The 16161-nt window shown below is 72.1% G+C and carries 13 protein-coding genes; 9 read left to right on the forward strand and 4 right to left on the reverse strand.

The genetic code is table 11. The features are described from left to right. Positions 1-117: 117 nt before the first annotated feature. Entirely contained in the window at positions 118-1710 is a 1593-nt protein-coding gene (locus WMF42_RS23525) for a protein kinase domain-containing protein (RefSeq protein ID WP_437684833.1), read from the forward strand. A gap of 349 nt (positions 1711-2059) precedes the next feature. Further along, positions 2060-2545: a hypothetical protein gene (locus tag WMF42_RS23530; protein ID WP_061612928.1), complete on the forward strand. Its 486-nt coding sequence runs from the start codon at positions 2060-2062 to the stop codon at positions 2543-2545. Between the two features lie 210 nt (positions 2546-2755). On the opposite strand, the gene WMF42_RS23535 is transcribed toward WMF42_RS23530, so the two are convergent. Then, the gene (locus tag WMF42_RS23535) at positions 2756-3916 is read right to left on the reverse strand and encodes a hypothetical protein (protein WP_061612927.1); all 1161 of its coding nucleotides are present in this window, start codon (positions 3914-3916) and stop codon (positions 2756-2758) included. 208 nt (positions 3917-4124) lie between these two features. On the opposite strand from WMF42_RS23535, the gene WMF42_RS23540 reads away from it, so the two are divergent. From WMF42_RS23540 to WMF42_RS23550, 3 genes are all read left to right on the forward strand, one after another. Next, positions 4125-4607: a peroxiredoxin gene (locus WMF42_RS23540; RefSeq protein WP_061612926.1), complete on the forward strand. Its 483-nt coding sequence runs from the start codon at positions 4125-4127 to the stop codon at positions 4605-4607. 120 nt (positions 4608-4727) lie between these two features. Further along, positions 4728-6725, forward strand: coding sequence for a DUF4139 domain-containing protein (locus tag WMF42_RS23545; protein ID WP_437684836.1), 1998 nt, complete (start codon positions 4728-4730; stop codon positions 6723-6725). A 220-nt stretch (positions 6726-6945) separates the two neighbouring features. Then, positions 6946-7809, forward strand: a complete 864-nt coding sequence (locus tag WMF42_RS23550; RefSeq protein ID WP_061612923.1) for a mechanosensitive ion channel family protein — start codon at positions 6946-6948, stop codon at positions 7807-7809. Positions 7810-8122: 313 nt separating this feature from the next. Here WMF42_RS23550 and WMF42_RS23555 read toward each other — a convergent pair whose 3' ends face one another. Beyond that, a complete protein-coding gene (locus WMF42_RS23555) occupies positions 8123-8647 on the reverse strand; it encodes a GIY-YIG nuclease family protein (RefSeq protein WP_233562637.1) in 525 nt (174 codons plus the stop codon). A gap of 16 nt (positions 8648-8663) precedes the next feature. Between WMF42_RS23555 and WMF42_RS23560 the strand changes: the two genes are divergently transcribed. Beyond that, positions 8664-9305, forward strand: a complete 642-nt coding sequence (locus WMF42_RS23560) for an HD domain-containing protein (protein WP_437684839.1) — start codon at positions 8664-8666, stop codon at positions 9303-9305. Between the two features lie 3 nt (positions 9306-9308). On the opposite strand, the gene WMF42_RS23565 is transcribed toward WMF42_RS23560, so the two are convergent. Continuing rightward, positions 9309-9449 (reverse strand): hypothetical protein, encoded by a 141-nt coding sequence (locus WMF42_RS23565; protein ID WP_437684840.1) that lies wholly within the window; start codon positions 9447-9449, stop codon positions 9309-9311. Positions 9450-9603: 154 nt separating this feature from the next. On the opposite strand from WMF42_RS23565, the gene WMF42_RS23570 reads away from it, so the two are divergent. Further along, the gene (locus tag WMF42_RS23570) at positions 9604-9960 is read left to right on the forward strand and encodes a hypothetical protein (RefSeq protein ID WP_061605311.1); all 357 of its coding nucleotides are present in this window, start codon (positions 9604-9606) and stop codon (positions 9958-9960) included. Then, a complete protein-coding gene (locus WMF42_RS23575) occupies positions 9957-10376 on the forward strand; it encodes an HNH endonuclease (protein WP_437684842.1) in 420 nt (139 codons plus the stop codon). Before WMF42_RS23570 ends, WMF42_RS23575 begins: the two co-directional genes overlap by 4 nt. 92 nt (positions 10377-10468) lie before the next feature. Here the strand turns inward: WMF42_RS23575 and WMF42_RS23580 are convergent, their stop codons facing one another. Further along, complete coding sequence (locus tag WMF42_RS23580; RefSeq protein WP_437684844.1) at positions 10469-11428, reverse strand: diacylglycerol/polyprenol kinase family protein; 960 nt, start codon at positions 11426-11428, stop codon at positions 10469-10471. A 546-nt stretch (positions 11429-11974) separates the two neighbouring features. On the opposite strand from WMF42_RS23580, the gene WMF42_RS23585 reads away from it, so the two are divergent. Then, positions 11975-15928, forward strand: a complete 3954-nt coding sequence (locus WMF42_RS23585) for a M36 family metallopeptidase (RefSeq protein WP_437684846.1) — start codon at positions 11975-11977, stop codon at positions 15926-15928. Positions 15929-16161 lie beyond the last annotated feature (233 nt).

A 16161-nucleotide genomic window follows, 5' to 3' on the forward strand; every position in this document is an offset into this window, starting at 1 on the left:
GGGTGATTGTTGTACGCTGTGCGCGCAGACGCCCGGAGGACCACGTTGCGCGCGCAGGACGCCTTCTCGGGTCGGCGGCTCGGCTGATGAAGCGCGGCTGATGGAGAACGACCCGCGATGAACCCCGGACAGCACGTGACGAGCACGCTCCGGCTGGCGCGCCAGCTCGGGAAGGGGGCGATGGGGAGCGTGTGGGTGGCCGATCACCTCTCGCTCGGCACGCAGGTGGCGGTGAAGTTCATGTCGCCGGTCTACGCGGAGCAGAGCGGCTTCGTGGAGCGCTTCCGGCGCGAGGCGATGGCGGCCGCGCAGATCAAGAGCCCGCACGTCGCGCAGGTCTTCGATCACGGCGTGACGCACGACGGCGCGCCGTACATCGTGATGGAGCTGCTCGAGGGCGAGGACCTGAAGAGCCGCATCCAGCGGCTCGGCGCGCTCCCGCCCGTCGAGGTGACGACGATCGTGTCGCAGACGGCGAAGGCGCTCGGGCGGGCGCACCAGCTCGGAATCGTCCACCGCGACGTCAAGCCGGACAACATCTTCCTGCTCGACGTCGAGGGCGAGCTGTTCGTGAAGGTTGTCGACTTCGGGGTGGCCAAGCGGGTCCAGGGCGCGCCGCAGGGCGAGCTCGGCGTGACGTCGACAGGGCACGTGCTGGGCACGCCGCTCTACATGAGCCCCGAGCAGCTCCTCAGCGCGAAGCACGTCGATTTCCGCGCGGATCTCTGGGGGCTCGCGGTCGTCGTCTACCACGCGCTCACCGGGCAGGTGCCGTTCACGGGCGAGACGCTGGGCGCGCTGTCGGTGGTGCTCCACACCGGGATCTTCACGCCGCCGAGCGCGCTGCGGCCGGAGCTCTCGCCGGCGATCGACGCCTGGATGAAGAGGGCGCTCGCGCTCGATCCCGCGGCGCGGTTCGGGTCGGCGCGGCAGATGGCCGAGGCGCTGGAGCACGCGGTGCTCGGGATCGCGCGCGCGGCGTTCACGAACGACCCCTCGTCCGCGGGCGACCGGCTGAGCCACGCGGGCGCGGCCCGGGTCGCGTCGCAGCCGGTGCTGTTCGGGCCGCCGACGCCGGTGCCGGCGGCGCAGGGCGCGCGGCTCTCGACGACCGGCCCGCCGGAGTCCGGGCCGGGGAGCGGCGCGCCGGCGCCGGCGGCGCAGGGCGCGCGGCTCTCGATGACCGGCACGCCGGGGCGGACGCTCGCCGGCATGGCGACGTCGGGGTCGGAGGGGTCCCGCCGGTGGGCGCCGGCGATCCTGGCGGCGGCGCTCGCCCTCGGGGCGCTCGTGGCGGTGGTGGTGTTCCTGGCGGGGAGAGGGTCGCACACTGTCGACGTGACGCCTTCCTCGGACGGCCAGGCCGCACGGACAGGCGCCCAGGGCGCCGCGGCGGCGCCGGCCAGCGTCGCGCCAGCGCCTGTCGAGCCGGCGCGGACGGCCGTCGCTGTAGAGCCCGCGCCGGCGGCGGCCTCGGCAGAGCCCGCGGGGACGGTCACGGCAGAGACCGCGAAGACGGCGCCGACGGCGGCTCAGGCAGGCCGGCAGGCGGCCACGGCGGGCGCGCAGCCGGGGAAGCCGGGCGCGACGGCGGGCAAGCCGGGCGCGACGGCGCCGCCGCGCGGCGTAGCGCCGAAGGACGCGGCGACGGGCCGCGCGGCGGCGATCCCGAAGCGTCCGCCGCCGGTCGAGGACACGATCGGCTTCTGAGGCGACAGCGCCCGCCGGATCCTGCCGTCTTCAGGCATCCGGGCGCACCGTGGTTGCGGGTCGACGCCCGAAACAGCCGGCCAGAGCCGCATCCCTGGAAAGCGGGATCAGCCGGGGCAGGCCTGCAAAACCTGGAACAAATCGGGTATGGCGGGCGAAAGTCAGGATCAGAAAAGCGAGGCGCGCCGGGCGCAGTGCGACATACCGCCTCGCCACCGCCCGGGCGCCGAGACCATCGAAATCGACGAGATCACATGGCTTCGTGGCAATTTCAGCTTGGCACAGGACGTGCGGTATCGGTCGCGGGGGCCCGGAGCGAGGACGCGCTCAACGCGAAGGAGGTCTCTTCATGTCGAAGCTCGTAATTGGCCTGGTTCAGACGCGCGATGAGGCGGAAGCTGCGGCGGAACGCGTCATCGACTGCGGCTACACGCGACAGGATATCAGCCTCCTGATGACCGACGCGACGCGCCACAGGCACTTCAGGATCCCGGACGGATCGCCGCCGGCGCACACGTTCGGCGCGGCCATCGCGATGAGCGTCGTCGTCCCCGACCTAGGGTTCGTCGTGGCCGGGCCGCTGGCGGCCGTCGTGGCCAGCGCGGTCGGCGCCGGGATCACGGGCGGGCTGCGCGAGATCCTCCTCACCGCGGGCGTCCCGAAGCACTGGGCGGAGCACTACGAGACGGGCGTCCGGCAGGGCGGGATCCTGGTGAGCGTCTTCGCCCACAGCGAACGAGACGTCGGCCTGCTCCACCTCGTCCTCGACGATCCCAGCAGGTTCGCGCTCCGCCCCGCCACCACCGGGCCCCAGGCCTACGACACGTTCCTTTGAACGGACATCGCGCCGCAAAGCGCCCCACGTCGCGGGCGCGCCGGGCGCAAAGCGCACCAGGGAACCACGCGATCGAAACCTGCGTAGCAAAGCGCCCCACTCCCCGAGCGACGGGCGCGGCGCCACGACGGATCCATTGAATGGAACAACGGATCTCCGTGGCCCTGCTCGGCTGTTCGTTGCTGCACGTCGATGCTGCCGTGTCGCGGCTCAGCCACCGAGAGATCTGAGCCGCGCGCGCAGCATCAGCGCGCCGATGAGATCTTCCTCGGCGTCGCTGCGGCGCGACCAGCCCAGCGACAGGTAGCGCAGGAGCTCGCCGAACGTGGGTCCGGCGGGCGCCGCGCTCGTGCCGCCGCGCACGATCCAGAGCTGTTCGCCGTCGGGCGCGAGCGCGACGACGGCCCGCTGCGCCACGCCGCCGCCGCCGAGCGCCGAGCCCGAGAGCCGGGCGATCGGGTAGAGCCGCCGCGCCGCCGCCGCCTCCCAGCCGGGCTCGCGCTCGTGGCCGCGGAGCTCGTCCTCGCGCAGGAAACGGAGCGTGCCCTCGACGGCGCCGATCGCGAGCTCGCGGTAGAGGTCCTGCGGATCCGCCGGGTCGGCCCAGTCGTAGGCGCGCGCGAACGCCTCGTACGTGGCCGGCGAGGCGACGCCGCGCACCGGCGGCAGGGACGCGGGCGCGCCGCGGCCGTCCTCGCGCCGGAGCACCCGGTTCAGGCGGCTCACCTCGCCCGCGATCGACGCCGGCCCCGGCTCGACGAGGTGCACGTCGACGCGGCGCTCGGGCGCGAAGAGGCCGCCCATGAGCGCGCCAAGCACCGGGGCGCCCAGCTCGGCCGAGAGGTACGTCGAGCCGCGGTGCGGCCGGATCGCCCTGTCCATCGCCTCGCGCTCCTGCTGCTCGGTCGCGTCGTCCGGGAGGTCGATCTCGACGGCGACGAGGTCGCTCCGGTCGGGCGCCTCCACGCCGGCCTCGATGCCGTCCTCCCCTTCCCTCACGAAATGGCGGACGAAGCCGCTCGCCTCGAACCGCCAGCCGTCGTCGTGGACGATCTCCTCCGAGAACACGAGCGCGAAGATCGTCGCGCCCGGGTGGCCCAGCTCGGCGGCGGCATCGAGCACGGCGACGGGCGGCGAGAGCTCGTCGTCGAAGAGCTCGGAGAGGTGGTCGAGCTCGTCGCCGCCGGCGACGGCCGGGTCGCCGCTGGCGTAGTACGCGGCGCAGAAGCCGGGCACGCCCGGGAGCGGCGCGACGAACAGGCGCGGCGAGGCGACATCCCAGCCGCCGAGCGCCACGGCAAAGCCCTGGGACAGCGCGCGGTCCGGGATCTCGGCAGGTCGAAAGATGAGCGCAGCGAACGTGGTGGCCATGGGGCGCCCAGGGTAGCTTGATCGCCGGCCCGCGGCGCGCGTCCGACGCGCTCCGCGCACCTTCATCGCCGCTCGCTCACGCTACTCCCGGATCCGGGGGGCAGGCGACGCGGGCAACGGGAAGGCAGGCGCGGCCACGCCGCCCGCGCCGGCGCGCGACGCCGCGCGGGCTTGGACGCGCCGCGGCGCATCGGGTAGAGACGACGGCATGTTCGGCCAATCCACCCTGTCCGTCGGTGAGACCGCCCCCGAGTTCACCTTGCAGTCGCAGAAGCGGGAGGCGGTGAAGCTCTCCGACTTTCGCGGCAAGAAGACGGTCGTCCTCTTTTTCTATCCCAAGGACGACACCCCGGGATGCACCGCGGAGTCGTGCGCGTTCCGCGACCAGCACGACGTGTTCGCGGAGGCCGGCGCCGAGGTGATCGGCGTGAGCGCGGACTCCGAGGGCTCTCACGAGCAGTTCGCGCAGAAGCACCGGCTGCCCATGACGCTGCTCAGCGACCCCGGCGGGCACACCGCCGCGCGCTACGGCGTCAAGTCGTTCCTCGGGCTCCTCCCGGGCCGCGTGACGTTCGTCATCGATCGAGACGGCGTGATTCGACATGTCTTTTCCTCCCAGATCCGCGCGACCCGGCACGTCGACGAGGCGCTCGCCGTGGTGAAGCAGCTCGAGGCCTCCCGCCGCGGTTGACGCGCGCCGGAGCGGCGCGCGATCTCCCGCCGTGCCCCGCGTCGTTGACGCCCTCCGGAGGGGCGTTATGAACCGACGAGGCGAGGCCGTCGCACGCCTCCGCCGGGGGGAGGCAACGAGATGAATCACGAGGTGTGGACGACAGCGACGCTGGCGGCCGACACGACGGATCTTGCCCGGCCGGAGGCCGCGGCGGAAGCGCTCCCGCTCCGCCGCGTGGTGCTCTCCACGGGCGGCGTCGGGTATTTCGAGCACGAGGCGCGCGTGCGCGGCGACGCCGAGCTCGCGCTCGAGGTGCGGCTCGATCAGGTCGACGACGTGCTGAAGAGCATCGTCGTCTACGACAATCGCGGCGCGGCCGGGAAGATCACGCTTCCCGGGAAGGAGCCGCTGCGCGACCTGTTCCGCGAGCTCCCGTTCGACGAGGGCGCGCTCGAGTCGGAGGCCGCCCTGCTGAACGCGCTGCGCGGCGCCGAGGTGCGGACTCGAGGGGCGCAGGGCGCGCTCGTCGGGCGGATCGTCGCGGTGACGGCGGTGCAGGTCGGCGTGCCGGGCGGCGGCACCGAGGGGCGGCACCGGCTCGCGCTGATGTCGGACGGCGCGCTGAAGCAGGTCGTCCTGGAGGAGCTCGCGGGCGTGGAGCTCGTCGAGGAGCGGCTCAGGCAGCAGGTAGGCGCGGCGCTCGTCGGGCTCGCGAGCCAGCGCGCGCGGAACCGCCGCGCGCTCGTCGTGCGCGCGGCCGGCGAGGGCGAGCGGATCGTGCGGGTGGCGTACGTCGTCGAGGTGCCGCTCTGGAAGACGTCGTATCGGCTCACCGTCCCGGCGGATGGGCGCGCGAAGACCGCCGCGCTGTCGGGGTGGGCCGTCGTCGAGAACCAGAGCGGCGGAGACTGGAAGGACATCGACTTCACCCTGGTGTCGGGCGACCCGGTGACGTTCCGTCAGGCGCTCTACGAGATCTATTATGTGGACCGTCCGGAGGTGCCCGTCGACGTGGCCGAGCGGGTGCTGCCGCGGCTCGACGAGGGGGCCTCGGGGCTCGCGGTCAGGGCGAAGAGGCTCGCGCGCTACCGCGCGGGCGCGGACCGCGAGGAGGCCACGGCGCCCGCCGGGCCCGCCCCGACGCCGGTGCCGGAGCGCGAGGAGGCGGCGACGCAGGTCGTGTTCCATTTCCCGGCGCCGCTCACGCTCGCGAGCGGGCAAACGGCGCTCCTGCCGATCGTCGAGCGGCAGATCCCGGCGGAGCGGCTCTGGCTGTACCAGCCGGAGGCGAGCGCGCGCAGCCCGCTCGCGAGCGTGCGGCTGCGCAACGACGGCGACGCGAGCTTGCCGCCAGGGGCGATGACGGTCTACGAGCGCTCCGACCAGGGGGTCGTCACCTATCTCGGCGACGCGCGCCTGGCGCCGCTGCCGCCGGGGGAATCGCGGCTCGTGAGCTTCGCCGTGGACCGGAAGGTGCGTATCGACCGCGAGGAGCGGACCGAGGAGGTGCTGTCGCGCGCCCGGATCCAGGGCGGCATGCTGGAGATCGTCAGGACGGCGCGCAGGGTGACGGAGTACACGATCGTGGGCGCCGCGCGCGAGCCGCGCGTCGTGGTCATCGAGCACCCGCGCCTCGCCGGATGGGAGCTGGCCGCGCCCGGGGAGGGCGTGGAGACGAGCGGCGATCGCTACCGGATCCGGCGGGAGGTCGCGGCCGGGGAGACGGCGCGGCTCACGGTGGCGCTGGAGCAGCCCATCTCGCACACGGTCGCGCTCACGAGCCTGTCGAGCGAGCAGATCCAGGTGTACCTGTCCTCGCGCGAGATCCCCGAGGCGGTGCGCGCGGTGTTCGCGCGGCTCGCGGAGCTCAGGGCCGCGATCGCCGACAGGCAGCGCGCGCTCTCGGCGCTGGAGTCCGAGATCGCGACGCTGCGCGACGAGCAGGAGCGCGTGCGCCAGAACCTCAAGGTCGTGCCCGGGGGGAGCGCGCTCCAGGAGCGTTATCTGCGGACGCTGAGCGAGCAGGAGGACCGGATCGCGGCGGTGTCAGGGAAGCTCTCGGGGGCGCGGGAGGCGGTGGCGAGGGCGGAGCGGGCGCTCGAGGATTACGTGCGCGGGCTGTCGCTCACGCCGTGATTGCGCGGTCGCCGGGGGCGGGAGGTCTTGCCGAGCTGCCCGTGGTCAGCTGATGTGTCCAGGCCTCAGGGCTGATGCCTGAAGATCTCCGTTGCCCCCTCGCGGGGCGACCTTGCGGTGTGACAGAGCTCTCGGCCCGGGACTATCTCGCGATGCGAGGCGCGCACGCGCCTTGCACTGGGCCCCCGCGAGCGGCTCAGACGCCGCCAGGAGGATCGAGATGGACGAGAGGGTGCAGCGGTACGTTGATATGGTGGTGGCGCTCGGGATCAACGTCGGCGGGAAGATCGTGGGCGCGCTCCTGGTCTGGGTCATCGGCCGCGTGATCATCCGGGCGGTCCTGTCGCTGATGCAGCGGAGCGCGCCGCTGAAGAAGCTCGACGTGACGCTGGCTCACTACCTGGAGTCGGCGGCGTCCGTGCTGCTGAACATCCTCCTCGTCATCGCGGTGCTCAGCGTTTTCGGCGTGGAGACGACCACGTTCGCGAGCCTCCTCGCCGCGGTCGGCATCGCCATCGGCATGGCGTGGTCGGGCCTCCTGTCGAACCTCGCGGCCGGTATCTTCATGATCCTCCTGCGACCCTTCAAGGTGGGAGATCTGGTGACGGCCGGGGGCGTCACGGGCGCGGTCCACTCGATCGGCCTCTTCGCGACAGCGCTCAACACGCCCGACAACGTCCGCACCATCGTGGGCAACAGCAAGATCTTCAGCGATACAATCCAGAACTACAGCACGAACCCGTTCCGCCGCGTCGATTGCACCGCGCAGCTCGCGCACGGCGCGGATCACGAGGCGGCGATCACGCGGCTGAGGGCGCGCCTCGCGCTCATCGACGATGTGGTGAAGGAGCCGGCGCCCATGGTCGAGATCCTGGAGTTCAATCTCGCCGGGCCCGTGCTGGCCGTCCGGCCGTTCTGCCATGGCGATCACTACGGGGGTGTCTTCTTCGCCACCACACGGGTCATCCGCGAGGAGCTCGGCAAGCTGGGGTTGCCTGTCCCGGGCCAGCACGTGCACATCCAGCAGCTCGCGGCGACGCCTCCCCTGCGCAATGGGAACGGCGAGGCGCACCCGACGGCCTAGCTCGCTACCGCCTCGGTGACCAGCGGCCCGATCGTGAACTGCTCGGATCGAGGGCTGTTGCGCGGCGCCGTGACGGTCACCGCGGAGGGCCGGCTGCGCGAGCTCGAGCCGGCGATCGAGGCCCTGGTGCGCGCGGGCAGGCGTCCTGATACGGCGTCTTGCGCGCGCGATCGACGCTGAGGAAAACAACGTGGTCTGTCCAGGCCTCGGCGAGATGACGGTCGAGCCAGCAGAGAGGTAGCGCGTCTATCCAGGCGGACGGCGGCGCGCCCTCGTGCTTGGGCCACTTCGTGCCGGCTCCGATGCTCTTCGTTCAAGCGGTGGCTTCGGCGAGATCGCGCTCGAGCGCCGGGCCAGCTTCGGCCTTCGCCTGCGCATCGATCCAGGCGGCTTCGTCGAAGGTCTTGTTCGCCATCGCACGCTCGATGGCCTGCGTCTCTCGGAACTCCCGCGCATCGGCTGCCAGCGTCCACGTCACCTCCAGCGACATCCGCTCGATCTCCTTGCGGATGTCTTGGAGCGGCACACGGAAGAACTCCTTGCGGGGGTTCACCTTGTTCACCTGGCTCCGGACGAACCGCTGGTGCAGCGCACGCTCGAGGCACGGCGCATCCTGGCTCGAGATCATCGCGTGCACGTCGAACTCGAACGGCACGCTCGCGTCGCCCAGCTCCCGCACCCGATCCAGGGGCTCGAGCCGCCGCGTCATTCCGATCTTGTAGACGTGCTCTCCGAACGAACCGACGTTCGGTCGGCGCCAGCCTGGAGCCGTCGCGATCGTTCGGTTGCGAGCGCTGGCGGCATGAACGGCAGCATCGTTGCACTTGCTCGTTTCCACGGATAAGAGGCGGGGGATGAAGCACTGGGAGCCGCTCTTCGTGACGAAGCTCGAGGCGACCGACCTCGGCGACGACCCCGCCCACGATCTGGCGCACTTCACGCGGGTCGTCGCCACGGCCAAGGCCCTCGCGGCGGACGAGGGGGCCAGGATCGAGGTCGTCGCCCCCGCGGCGTGGTTGCACGACCTCGTGAACGTCCCCAAGAACGACCCCAGGCGCTCCCAGGCCTCGCGGCTCTCCGCGGAGGAGGCGCTGGTCTTCCTCCGGAGCATCGATTACCCCGAGGGCCTTCTCCCGGACATCGCCCACGCCATCGAGGCCCATAGCTACAGCGCCGGGATCGAGCCAAGGACGCTCGAGGCCCGGGTGGTTCAGGACGCTGACCGCCTCGATGGACTGGGGGCGATCGGGATCGCCCGCTGCTTCGCCGTGGGCGGCCTGATGGGGGTGCGGTTCTACGATCCGCAGGACCCGTTCGCCGAGCGAAGGCCGTGGAACGATCGCGAGAACGCGATCGATCACTTCCATGTGAAGCTGTTCAAGACCGCCGAGAGCCTCAAGACGGCCGCCGGACGCCGCGAGGGCGCGCGACGTGCGGAGTTCATGAGACAGTATCTCGATCGCCTCGCGATCGAGATCGGCGGCGAGATCCCCTGAGGGTCAGCCCGCGCCGGCGACGGTCACCGCGGCCGCCACGGCGACCGGGATGGTGAAGCTGTCGTCCATCCGCGACGAGAGCCGCTCGGTGGCGGCCCCGACCAGGCCGGCGACCGCCAGCATGAGCCGCGTGGCGAGTACCACCGAGCTGAGCGCTGGCAGATCCGAAGGCCCCAGCGCTCCGGCTGCGGACAGGCGAGAGGCCGGGCGGCACCTCACGACGTGGACGGTCCTCGCATCCGCATGCCGGTGCGCACGTCCCGTGCTACATCTGTCTTCTCCTGTAGAGTACGCCCACATGGCCGCCATCACCCTCGACCTTCCAGACGAGCTCGCGGACCGGCTGCGGTCGCTCTCCGACCGTCTGCCCAACATCCTGGAGCTGGGACTCCGCGAGCTGGATGCCTCGTCCGTAACCTCGTTCTCGGGCGCTTCGGACATCCTGGAGTTCCTCGCCGGCCTGCCCACCCCGGAGGAGGTCCTGGCGCTCCGCCCCACGCCTCAACTTCAGGCACGGACGAGCGAGCTGCTCGAAAAGAACCGGGCCGTGGGACTCTCGTCCGTGGAAGAGGAGGAGTGGCAGCGCTATCAGGCCGTCGAGCACCTGGTACGGCTCGCGAAAGCCAAAGCGGCACTGAAGCTACAGCAGCGATGAGGCATATCCCGACGGCGCTGCGACGGCTCGTTCATGAGCGAGCCGGAGGCGCGTGCGAGTACTGCCTGTACCCCGAATCGATGGCGTTCACGGCGCACGAGATCGATCACATCGTGGCGCAGAAGCACGGGGGCGAGACGACAGAGGATAACCTGGCGCTGTCGTGTGTGCTCTACAACAAGTACAAGGGGAGCGATGTCGCCTCGTTCGATCCGGAGACGCGGGAGCTCGTTGCCATATTTCATCCGCGCCGCCAGCGCTGGCGCGATCACTTCCAGATTGCCGGGAGCTCCGTCGCTGGTCTGACGCCTGGCGCTCGGGCGACAGTGCGTCTGTTGCAGCTAAACCATCCGAGCCGCCTCGCCGAGCGTGCGATCCTGATCGCGGCCGGACTCATCTCGGTACCGGCTAGTTAGCTCGGCGCGGCGCGAGAGCCCCCGGCAGCACACCACAGCATGCTGCGGCTCATGATCAAGCCGAGCTCGCTTGCGGGCCCGGCGACTCGAGCTCAGCCCGCGCCGGCGACGGTCACCGCGGCCGCCACGGCGACCGGGATGGTGAAGTTGTCGTCCATCCGCGACGAGAGCAGCTCGGTAGCCGCCCCGGCAAGGCCGGCGACGGCGGCCAGGAGGAGGCGCGACGAGAGCGACGCCGGGCCGAGCGCCCACATCACGAGCAGGGAGCTCACCACGCCCGCGGCGAAGAACGCGAGCGTCCCCTCGAGCGAGCGATTGTCGAGCAGCCGCGTCCGGCCAAAGCGACGGCCGATGAGGGCCGCCGCCGGGTCGGCCACCGCGAGCACCACCACCGCGAGCGACTGGCTCAGCCGCGTGCCGAACAGCGCCAGAAGCAGGAGCGCAGTCACGTACCACGTCGACGAGTTCACCCGGTAACGCTCGTGCGGGTGAGCCACGAGCCGGAAGACCCCCATCAACCGATCGTTCACCCGCTCGCTCACCCGACGGCCGATCTCCATCGACCACGCCGCCGCCGCGAACGCGCCGCTCACCGCGACCAGCCAGCCACGCTCGGGCAAGAGCTGGATCAGCCCGAGCACCGAGAGCCCCGAGGCAACATGCCACAGGCTGCGCGCATGGTTCGTCGGCCTGACGCTCGGCGGCGCGACGACGACGCCGCGCAGCGTCAGCAGCAGCGACTCGTAGGCGGGCTGCACCTCGCGCTGAAACGCGATCCACGCCGCCTTGGGCGAGGGCGTCCTGGTCGGGGTCGCTCGCTCCACCGCGGCGAGCAGCGCGCGAAGGCGCTCGCGGAGCCGCTCGAGCGCGCCGCCCGCGTCATCGCGCTCGGCCGCCACGACGAGCTCCCGGAGCCGCGACGCCACCCGATCGACCCGGGCACGGACCTCGGGCTCGTCGCGGAAGGCGAAGACCGCGGGATCAACTTGACGCAAAAGAGCGCAGAGCTCTTCGGAGACGAGCTTGGTCTCGAGGTGCAAGGTGTGGATCACGTTCGCTTTTGTGAGGATAGTTCCCGGAACTCGTTCCGCGTGTCAGCGCTTCGTCATACCCGCCGCCCAGCCGGTGAGCTGCCTCGCGCCCCCACAAGGCGCGCCGCGACGCACCGCATGAGGCCAGACCGACCCCCAGACGAGCCCGCGCGCGACAGCCGCCCCCGCCACCAACCCAGCGACCCGACCGCCGTCGCGCGCCGGGCCGGTCCGCCCCACGCGATCCCGTGAAGGCGACGGGCTCAACATGACATTCATGGATTCATGGAGCGCACGAGGAGGTCTCCTTGCGATTTCCATCTTGAGCTCGCTTCCGCCCGATTTACATCGCGGCGCGCCCCCGACGAGACCGCATGAGAGGCGCCTTACGGGGCATGTCAGAGCGCGAGACGCCGAGCTTCCCTTGCACGCACGCTGTGGCTAGGGTGCCTGGCGTCGCGGATTCGACGGGTGGGCGCGAGGCGCCCCGGGGACGCTGCGCGCGGCCATCTCTCTCGCGCGCGTCCGGTCAGGCGTCGTTCCCTCGGAGTCGGAGAATCGAGGAACATGAAGGTTTCAGTTCGGTACACCGCGCTTTCGTTCGCGCTGCTCGCCGGCCCCATCGCCCACGCGCGAGAGCGCCCGAACCACGACGCCTATTACAGGGAACCGGCGGCGCCGCCCGCCGGCGTGGCCCGCGTCGCGCAAGACGATGTGCCGGGCGCCGTCGTCGCGTCGACCGATCCGCAGCGCGGCGTGCCCACCTTCGTGTGGGCGACCTCGCCGGAGCACCGCCCGCCCGCCGCGACGCACAGCTCGGCAGAGGCCGCCGCCCGCTGGTACGTGCAGCGGTACGCGCACCTCTACAACCTGCCGCAGGCCGCGCTCGACACCGCCGTGGTGCGGCACGTGCACGACACCGGGCACGGCGGCATCGTCGTGACGCTCGGCCAGGACGTCGACGGGGTCCCCGTCTTCCGCAGCGAGCTCAAGGTGCTCATGAAGCGCGACCTCGCGCTGGTCGCCCTCGCGGGCAACCTGCACGCGTCCGCCGTCGCGCTGCCGCCCGGCGCCGGCTCGCTGCGGGCCGGCTCGAAGCGCAGCCGCGCGTTCTCCCGCGCGCCGGCCCAGGCGGTCGTCCGCGCGGTGCGCGACGCGCACGGCGTCGACATCAAGACGGTCGATCTCCGCGAGCTGCCCGGGGCGAAGGGCGGGTATCGGACCTTCGATATCGCGGAGACCGGGCACGCGCGCTCGCGCGTCGGGAGCCTGCGCTTCACCCAGCCGGCGCGCGTCAAGAAGGTCCTCTTTCCGCTGCCCGATCGGCTCGTGCCCGGCCACTTCGTCGAGCTCATCTCGGGCGACGCCACGAGCACGAGCTCCGTGGCGTATGCGTGGGTGTTCGGGGCCGACGACGGGCGGTATCTCTACCGGGAGAACCTCTCCCACGCCGCCGCGTTCGATTACCGCGTCTGGGCCGAGGAGGGGGGCAAGCACGTCCCGCTCGACGGGCCCCTCGCGGACTCCTCGCCGCACCCGACCGGGCAGCCGAACGGCTACACCGCGCGGTTCATCGCGCCGAGCCTCATCTCGATCGACGGCTTCAACACGAGCCCGGACGGCGGCGCCGACCCGTGGCTGCCGGACGACGCGACATCGACCCTCGGCAACAACGTCGACGCCTACGCGGACCACAGCGCGCCCGACGGGTTCTCCAGCGGCGACACGCGCGCGACGCTCACGGGGCCGCGCGCGTTCGACCACGTCTACGACCCGTCGGCCGATCCGCTCGCCGGTCCCGAGCAGATCATGGCGGCGGTCACCCAGGTCTTCTACGTCACGAACTGGCTCCACGACTGGTACTATGACTCCGGCTTCAACGAGGCCGCCGGCAACGCGCAGCGCGACAACCTCGGCCGGGGCGGCCTCGACGGCGACCCGCTCCTCGCGGAGGCGCAGGACGACGCGCCCGGCGGCAGCCGCGACAACGCGAACATGGACGCGACGTACGACGGCGCGCCGCCGCGGATGCAGATGTACCTGTGGTCCGGGCCGGACCAGCGGTCGCTGAGCGTCACGCCGCAGAACGCCAGCTACGCCTCGAACACGGCCGTGTTCGGGCCCCAGCAGTACGAGGTGAGCGGCGAGCTCGCCGTCGGCGAGGACGACACCGCGCCGCGGGGCGACGCGTGCGGGCCGCTCACGAGCGACGTGGCCGGCAAGATCGCCCTGGTCGACCGGGGCGGGTGCGCCTTCGCCGTGAAGGCGCAGAACGCGCAGGCGGCGGGCGCCGTCGGCGTGCTCATCGCCAACAACCGCGAGAGCGACGGGGCCCCGCGGCTGGCCGGCGAGGCGCCCGACGTGACGACGCCGGTCCAGAGCATCTCGCTGGAGGACGGGCGCTCGCTCAGGGCGGCGCTCGCCGGCGGGGGCGAGCCGCTCACGGTCACGATGACCCGCGAGGCCAGCGTGGAGCGCGACGGCACGATCGACAACACCATCGTGGCGCACGAGTGGGGTCATTACATCCACCTCCGCCTGGTCCCGTGCGCCACGCAGATGTGCGGCGCCCAGAGCGAGGGCTGGGGCGACTTCATCGCGCTGCACATGATGCTCCGAGACGGCGACGACCTCGACGGCGTCTACCCGATCTCGGGCTACGGGAGCGCGGCGATGGGCGACAGCTACTTCGGCATCCGCCGCGCGCCCTACTCGCTCGACTTCTCGAAGAACGGGCTGACGTTCAGGCACATCGCCGATGATGCGCGCCTCCCCGACCACCCGCTCAGCGTCACGGCGCCCGAGAACTCCGAGGTGCACAACGCCGGCGAGGTCTGGGCGAGCATGCTGTTCGAGGCGTACGTCGCGCTGATCCGGCGCGGCGGCGAGCTGACCCCGCCGCGCGCGTTCGAGCAGACCCGGCGGCGGATGAGCGATTACGTCGTGGCGGGCATGAAGCTCGCCCCGGCGAACCCGACGTTCACGGAGCAGCGCGACGCGATCCTGGCCGCGGCGCTCGCCAGCGATCAGGGCGACTTCCTCGCGCTGGCCGAGGCGTTCGCGCGGCGGGGCGCCGGCACGTGCGCCGCGTCGCCGCGCGCCGACGCGTACGACCTCTCCGGCGTGGTCGAGAGCTTCAAGGTGCAGCCGGAGATCTCGCTGGTCCGCGCGGAGCTCGACGACAGCGCCGGCTCCTGCGACCGCGACGGGCTGCTCGACGCGGAGGAGTCCGGCACCGTCACGATCGAGATCGTCAACCGCGGCACCGCGCCGCTGACAGGGGCGGTGGCCACGGTCGAGGGGCCGGGCGGCGGGGTGACGTTCCCGGACGGAGGGCGCGTGTCGTTCGGCGACGTCCCGCCGTTCGCGACCGGGACGGCGAAGGTGGCGGTGAAGCTCGACCGCTCCGTCGCGCCGTCCGAGGATCTGAAGCTCAACCTGACGCTGAAGAGCGCCGAGGCGTGCACGCCGACGCGGGTGGAGGCGCTGGTGCGGCGCGTGAACTACGACGAGGTCCCGGCGTCGTCGGCGGTCGACGGCGTGGAGACGCAGAGCACGGCGTGGACCGTCGAGGGGCCGTCCAGCGAGCTCGTCTGGTCGCGCGCCGAGGGCGCCCCGCCGAACCGCGTGTGGCGCGGGGTCGACCTCGCGAGCCTGTCCGACGCGGCGCTCGTGTCGCCGGCGCTGGAGGTGAGCGCGACCGAGCGCTTCGTGCTGACCTTCGCGCACCGCCACCAGTTCGAGGCGAGCGACGGGCTGTTCTGGGACGGCGCGGTTGTCGAGATCAGCGCCGACGGCGGCGAGACGTGGGAGGACCTCGGGAGGTACGCGGACCCGGGCTACAGCGGGAGGATCACCCACGAAGCGGGCAACCCGCTGGCCCGGCGGAGGGCCTATGTCGGCGAGAGCCCCTCGTGGCCCGACGTCGACCGGGTGGCGGTCGACCTGGGGACCGCGTTCGCCGGCAAGACGGTGCGGGTGCGGTTCCGGGTGGGCACGGACGAGGCAGCGGGCGACACAGGCTGGGAGCTCGACGACATCGGGTTCGCGGGCGTGACCAACAAGCCGTTCGCGACGATCGTCCCGGACTCGGCGTCGTGCCAGGGAGGGCCGGTGGCGGACGCCGGCGCGGACCAGGCGGTCGCGGTCGGAGAGCTGGTGACGCTCGACGCGTCGGGGAGCTCGGATCCCGAGGAGGACGCGCTGACGTTCTCCTGGACGCAGACGGCGGGGCCGGCGGTCGAGCTGACAGGCGAGGGCGCGCGGGCGACCTTCGTGGCGCCCGAGGTGGCCGCGGCGACGACCTTCGACTTCGAGGTGAAGGTCAGCGACGGGGTGCTGGAGGCGACCGACCAGGTGAGCGTGGTGGTCGATCCGACGAAGGAGCTGTCGGCCGATCCGGCCGACGACGCGTGCGGGTGCGCGGTCCCCGGCGGCGGCCCGCCGCGCGGGGCGCTCGCGGCGCTCGGCGCGGTGGCGGCCGTCGCGACGCTCGCGAGGCGGCGGCGGCGGGGCGCGTGAGGCGCAGGTAGCGCGAGGGCGGGGCGGCCGCGGCCCTCAACCGGCGGTCGCCCCGCTTTTCGCGGTGGCCCCGCCTTTCGCCGACGTTCGAGGTCATCCCGCCCGGGTCCCGGGCCAGCGGCACGCGGAAAGTCCGGGCGGTGGGCCGGAAAACGGAGGGCCCGGACGACAGCCGTCCACGACAGACATTCAGCCCCGTTGACGCGCGCTGTGGGCTCTATCACGGTGGCCGC

The sequence above is a fragment of the Sorangium sp. So ce176 genome (assembly GCF_051519835.1).
GTDB classification, from domain to species: domain Bacteria; phylum Myxococcota_A; class Polyangia; order Polyangiales; family Polyangiaceae; genus Sorangium; species Sorangium cellulosum_G.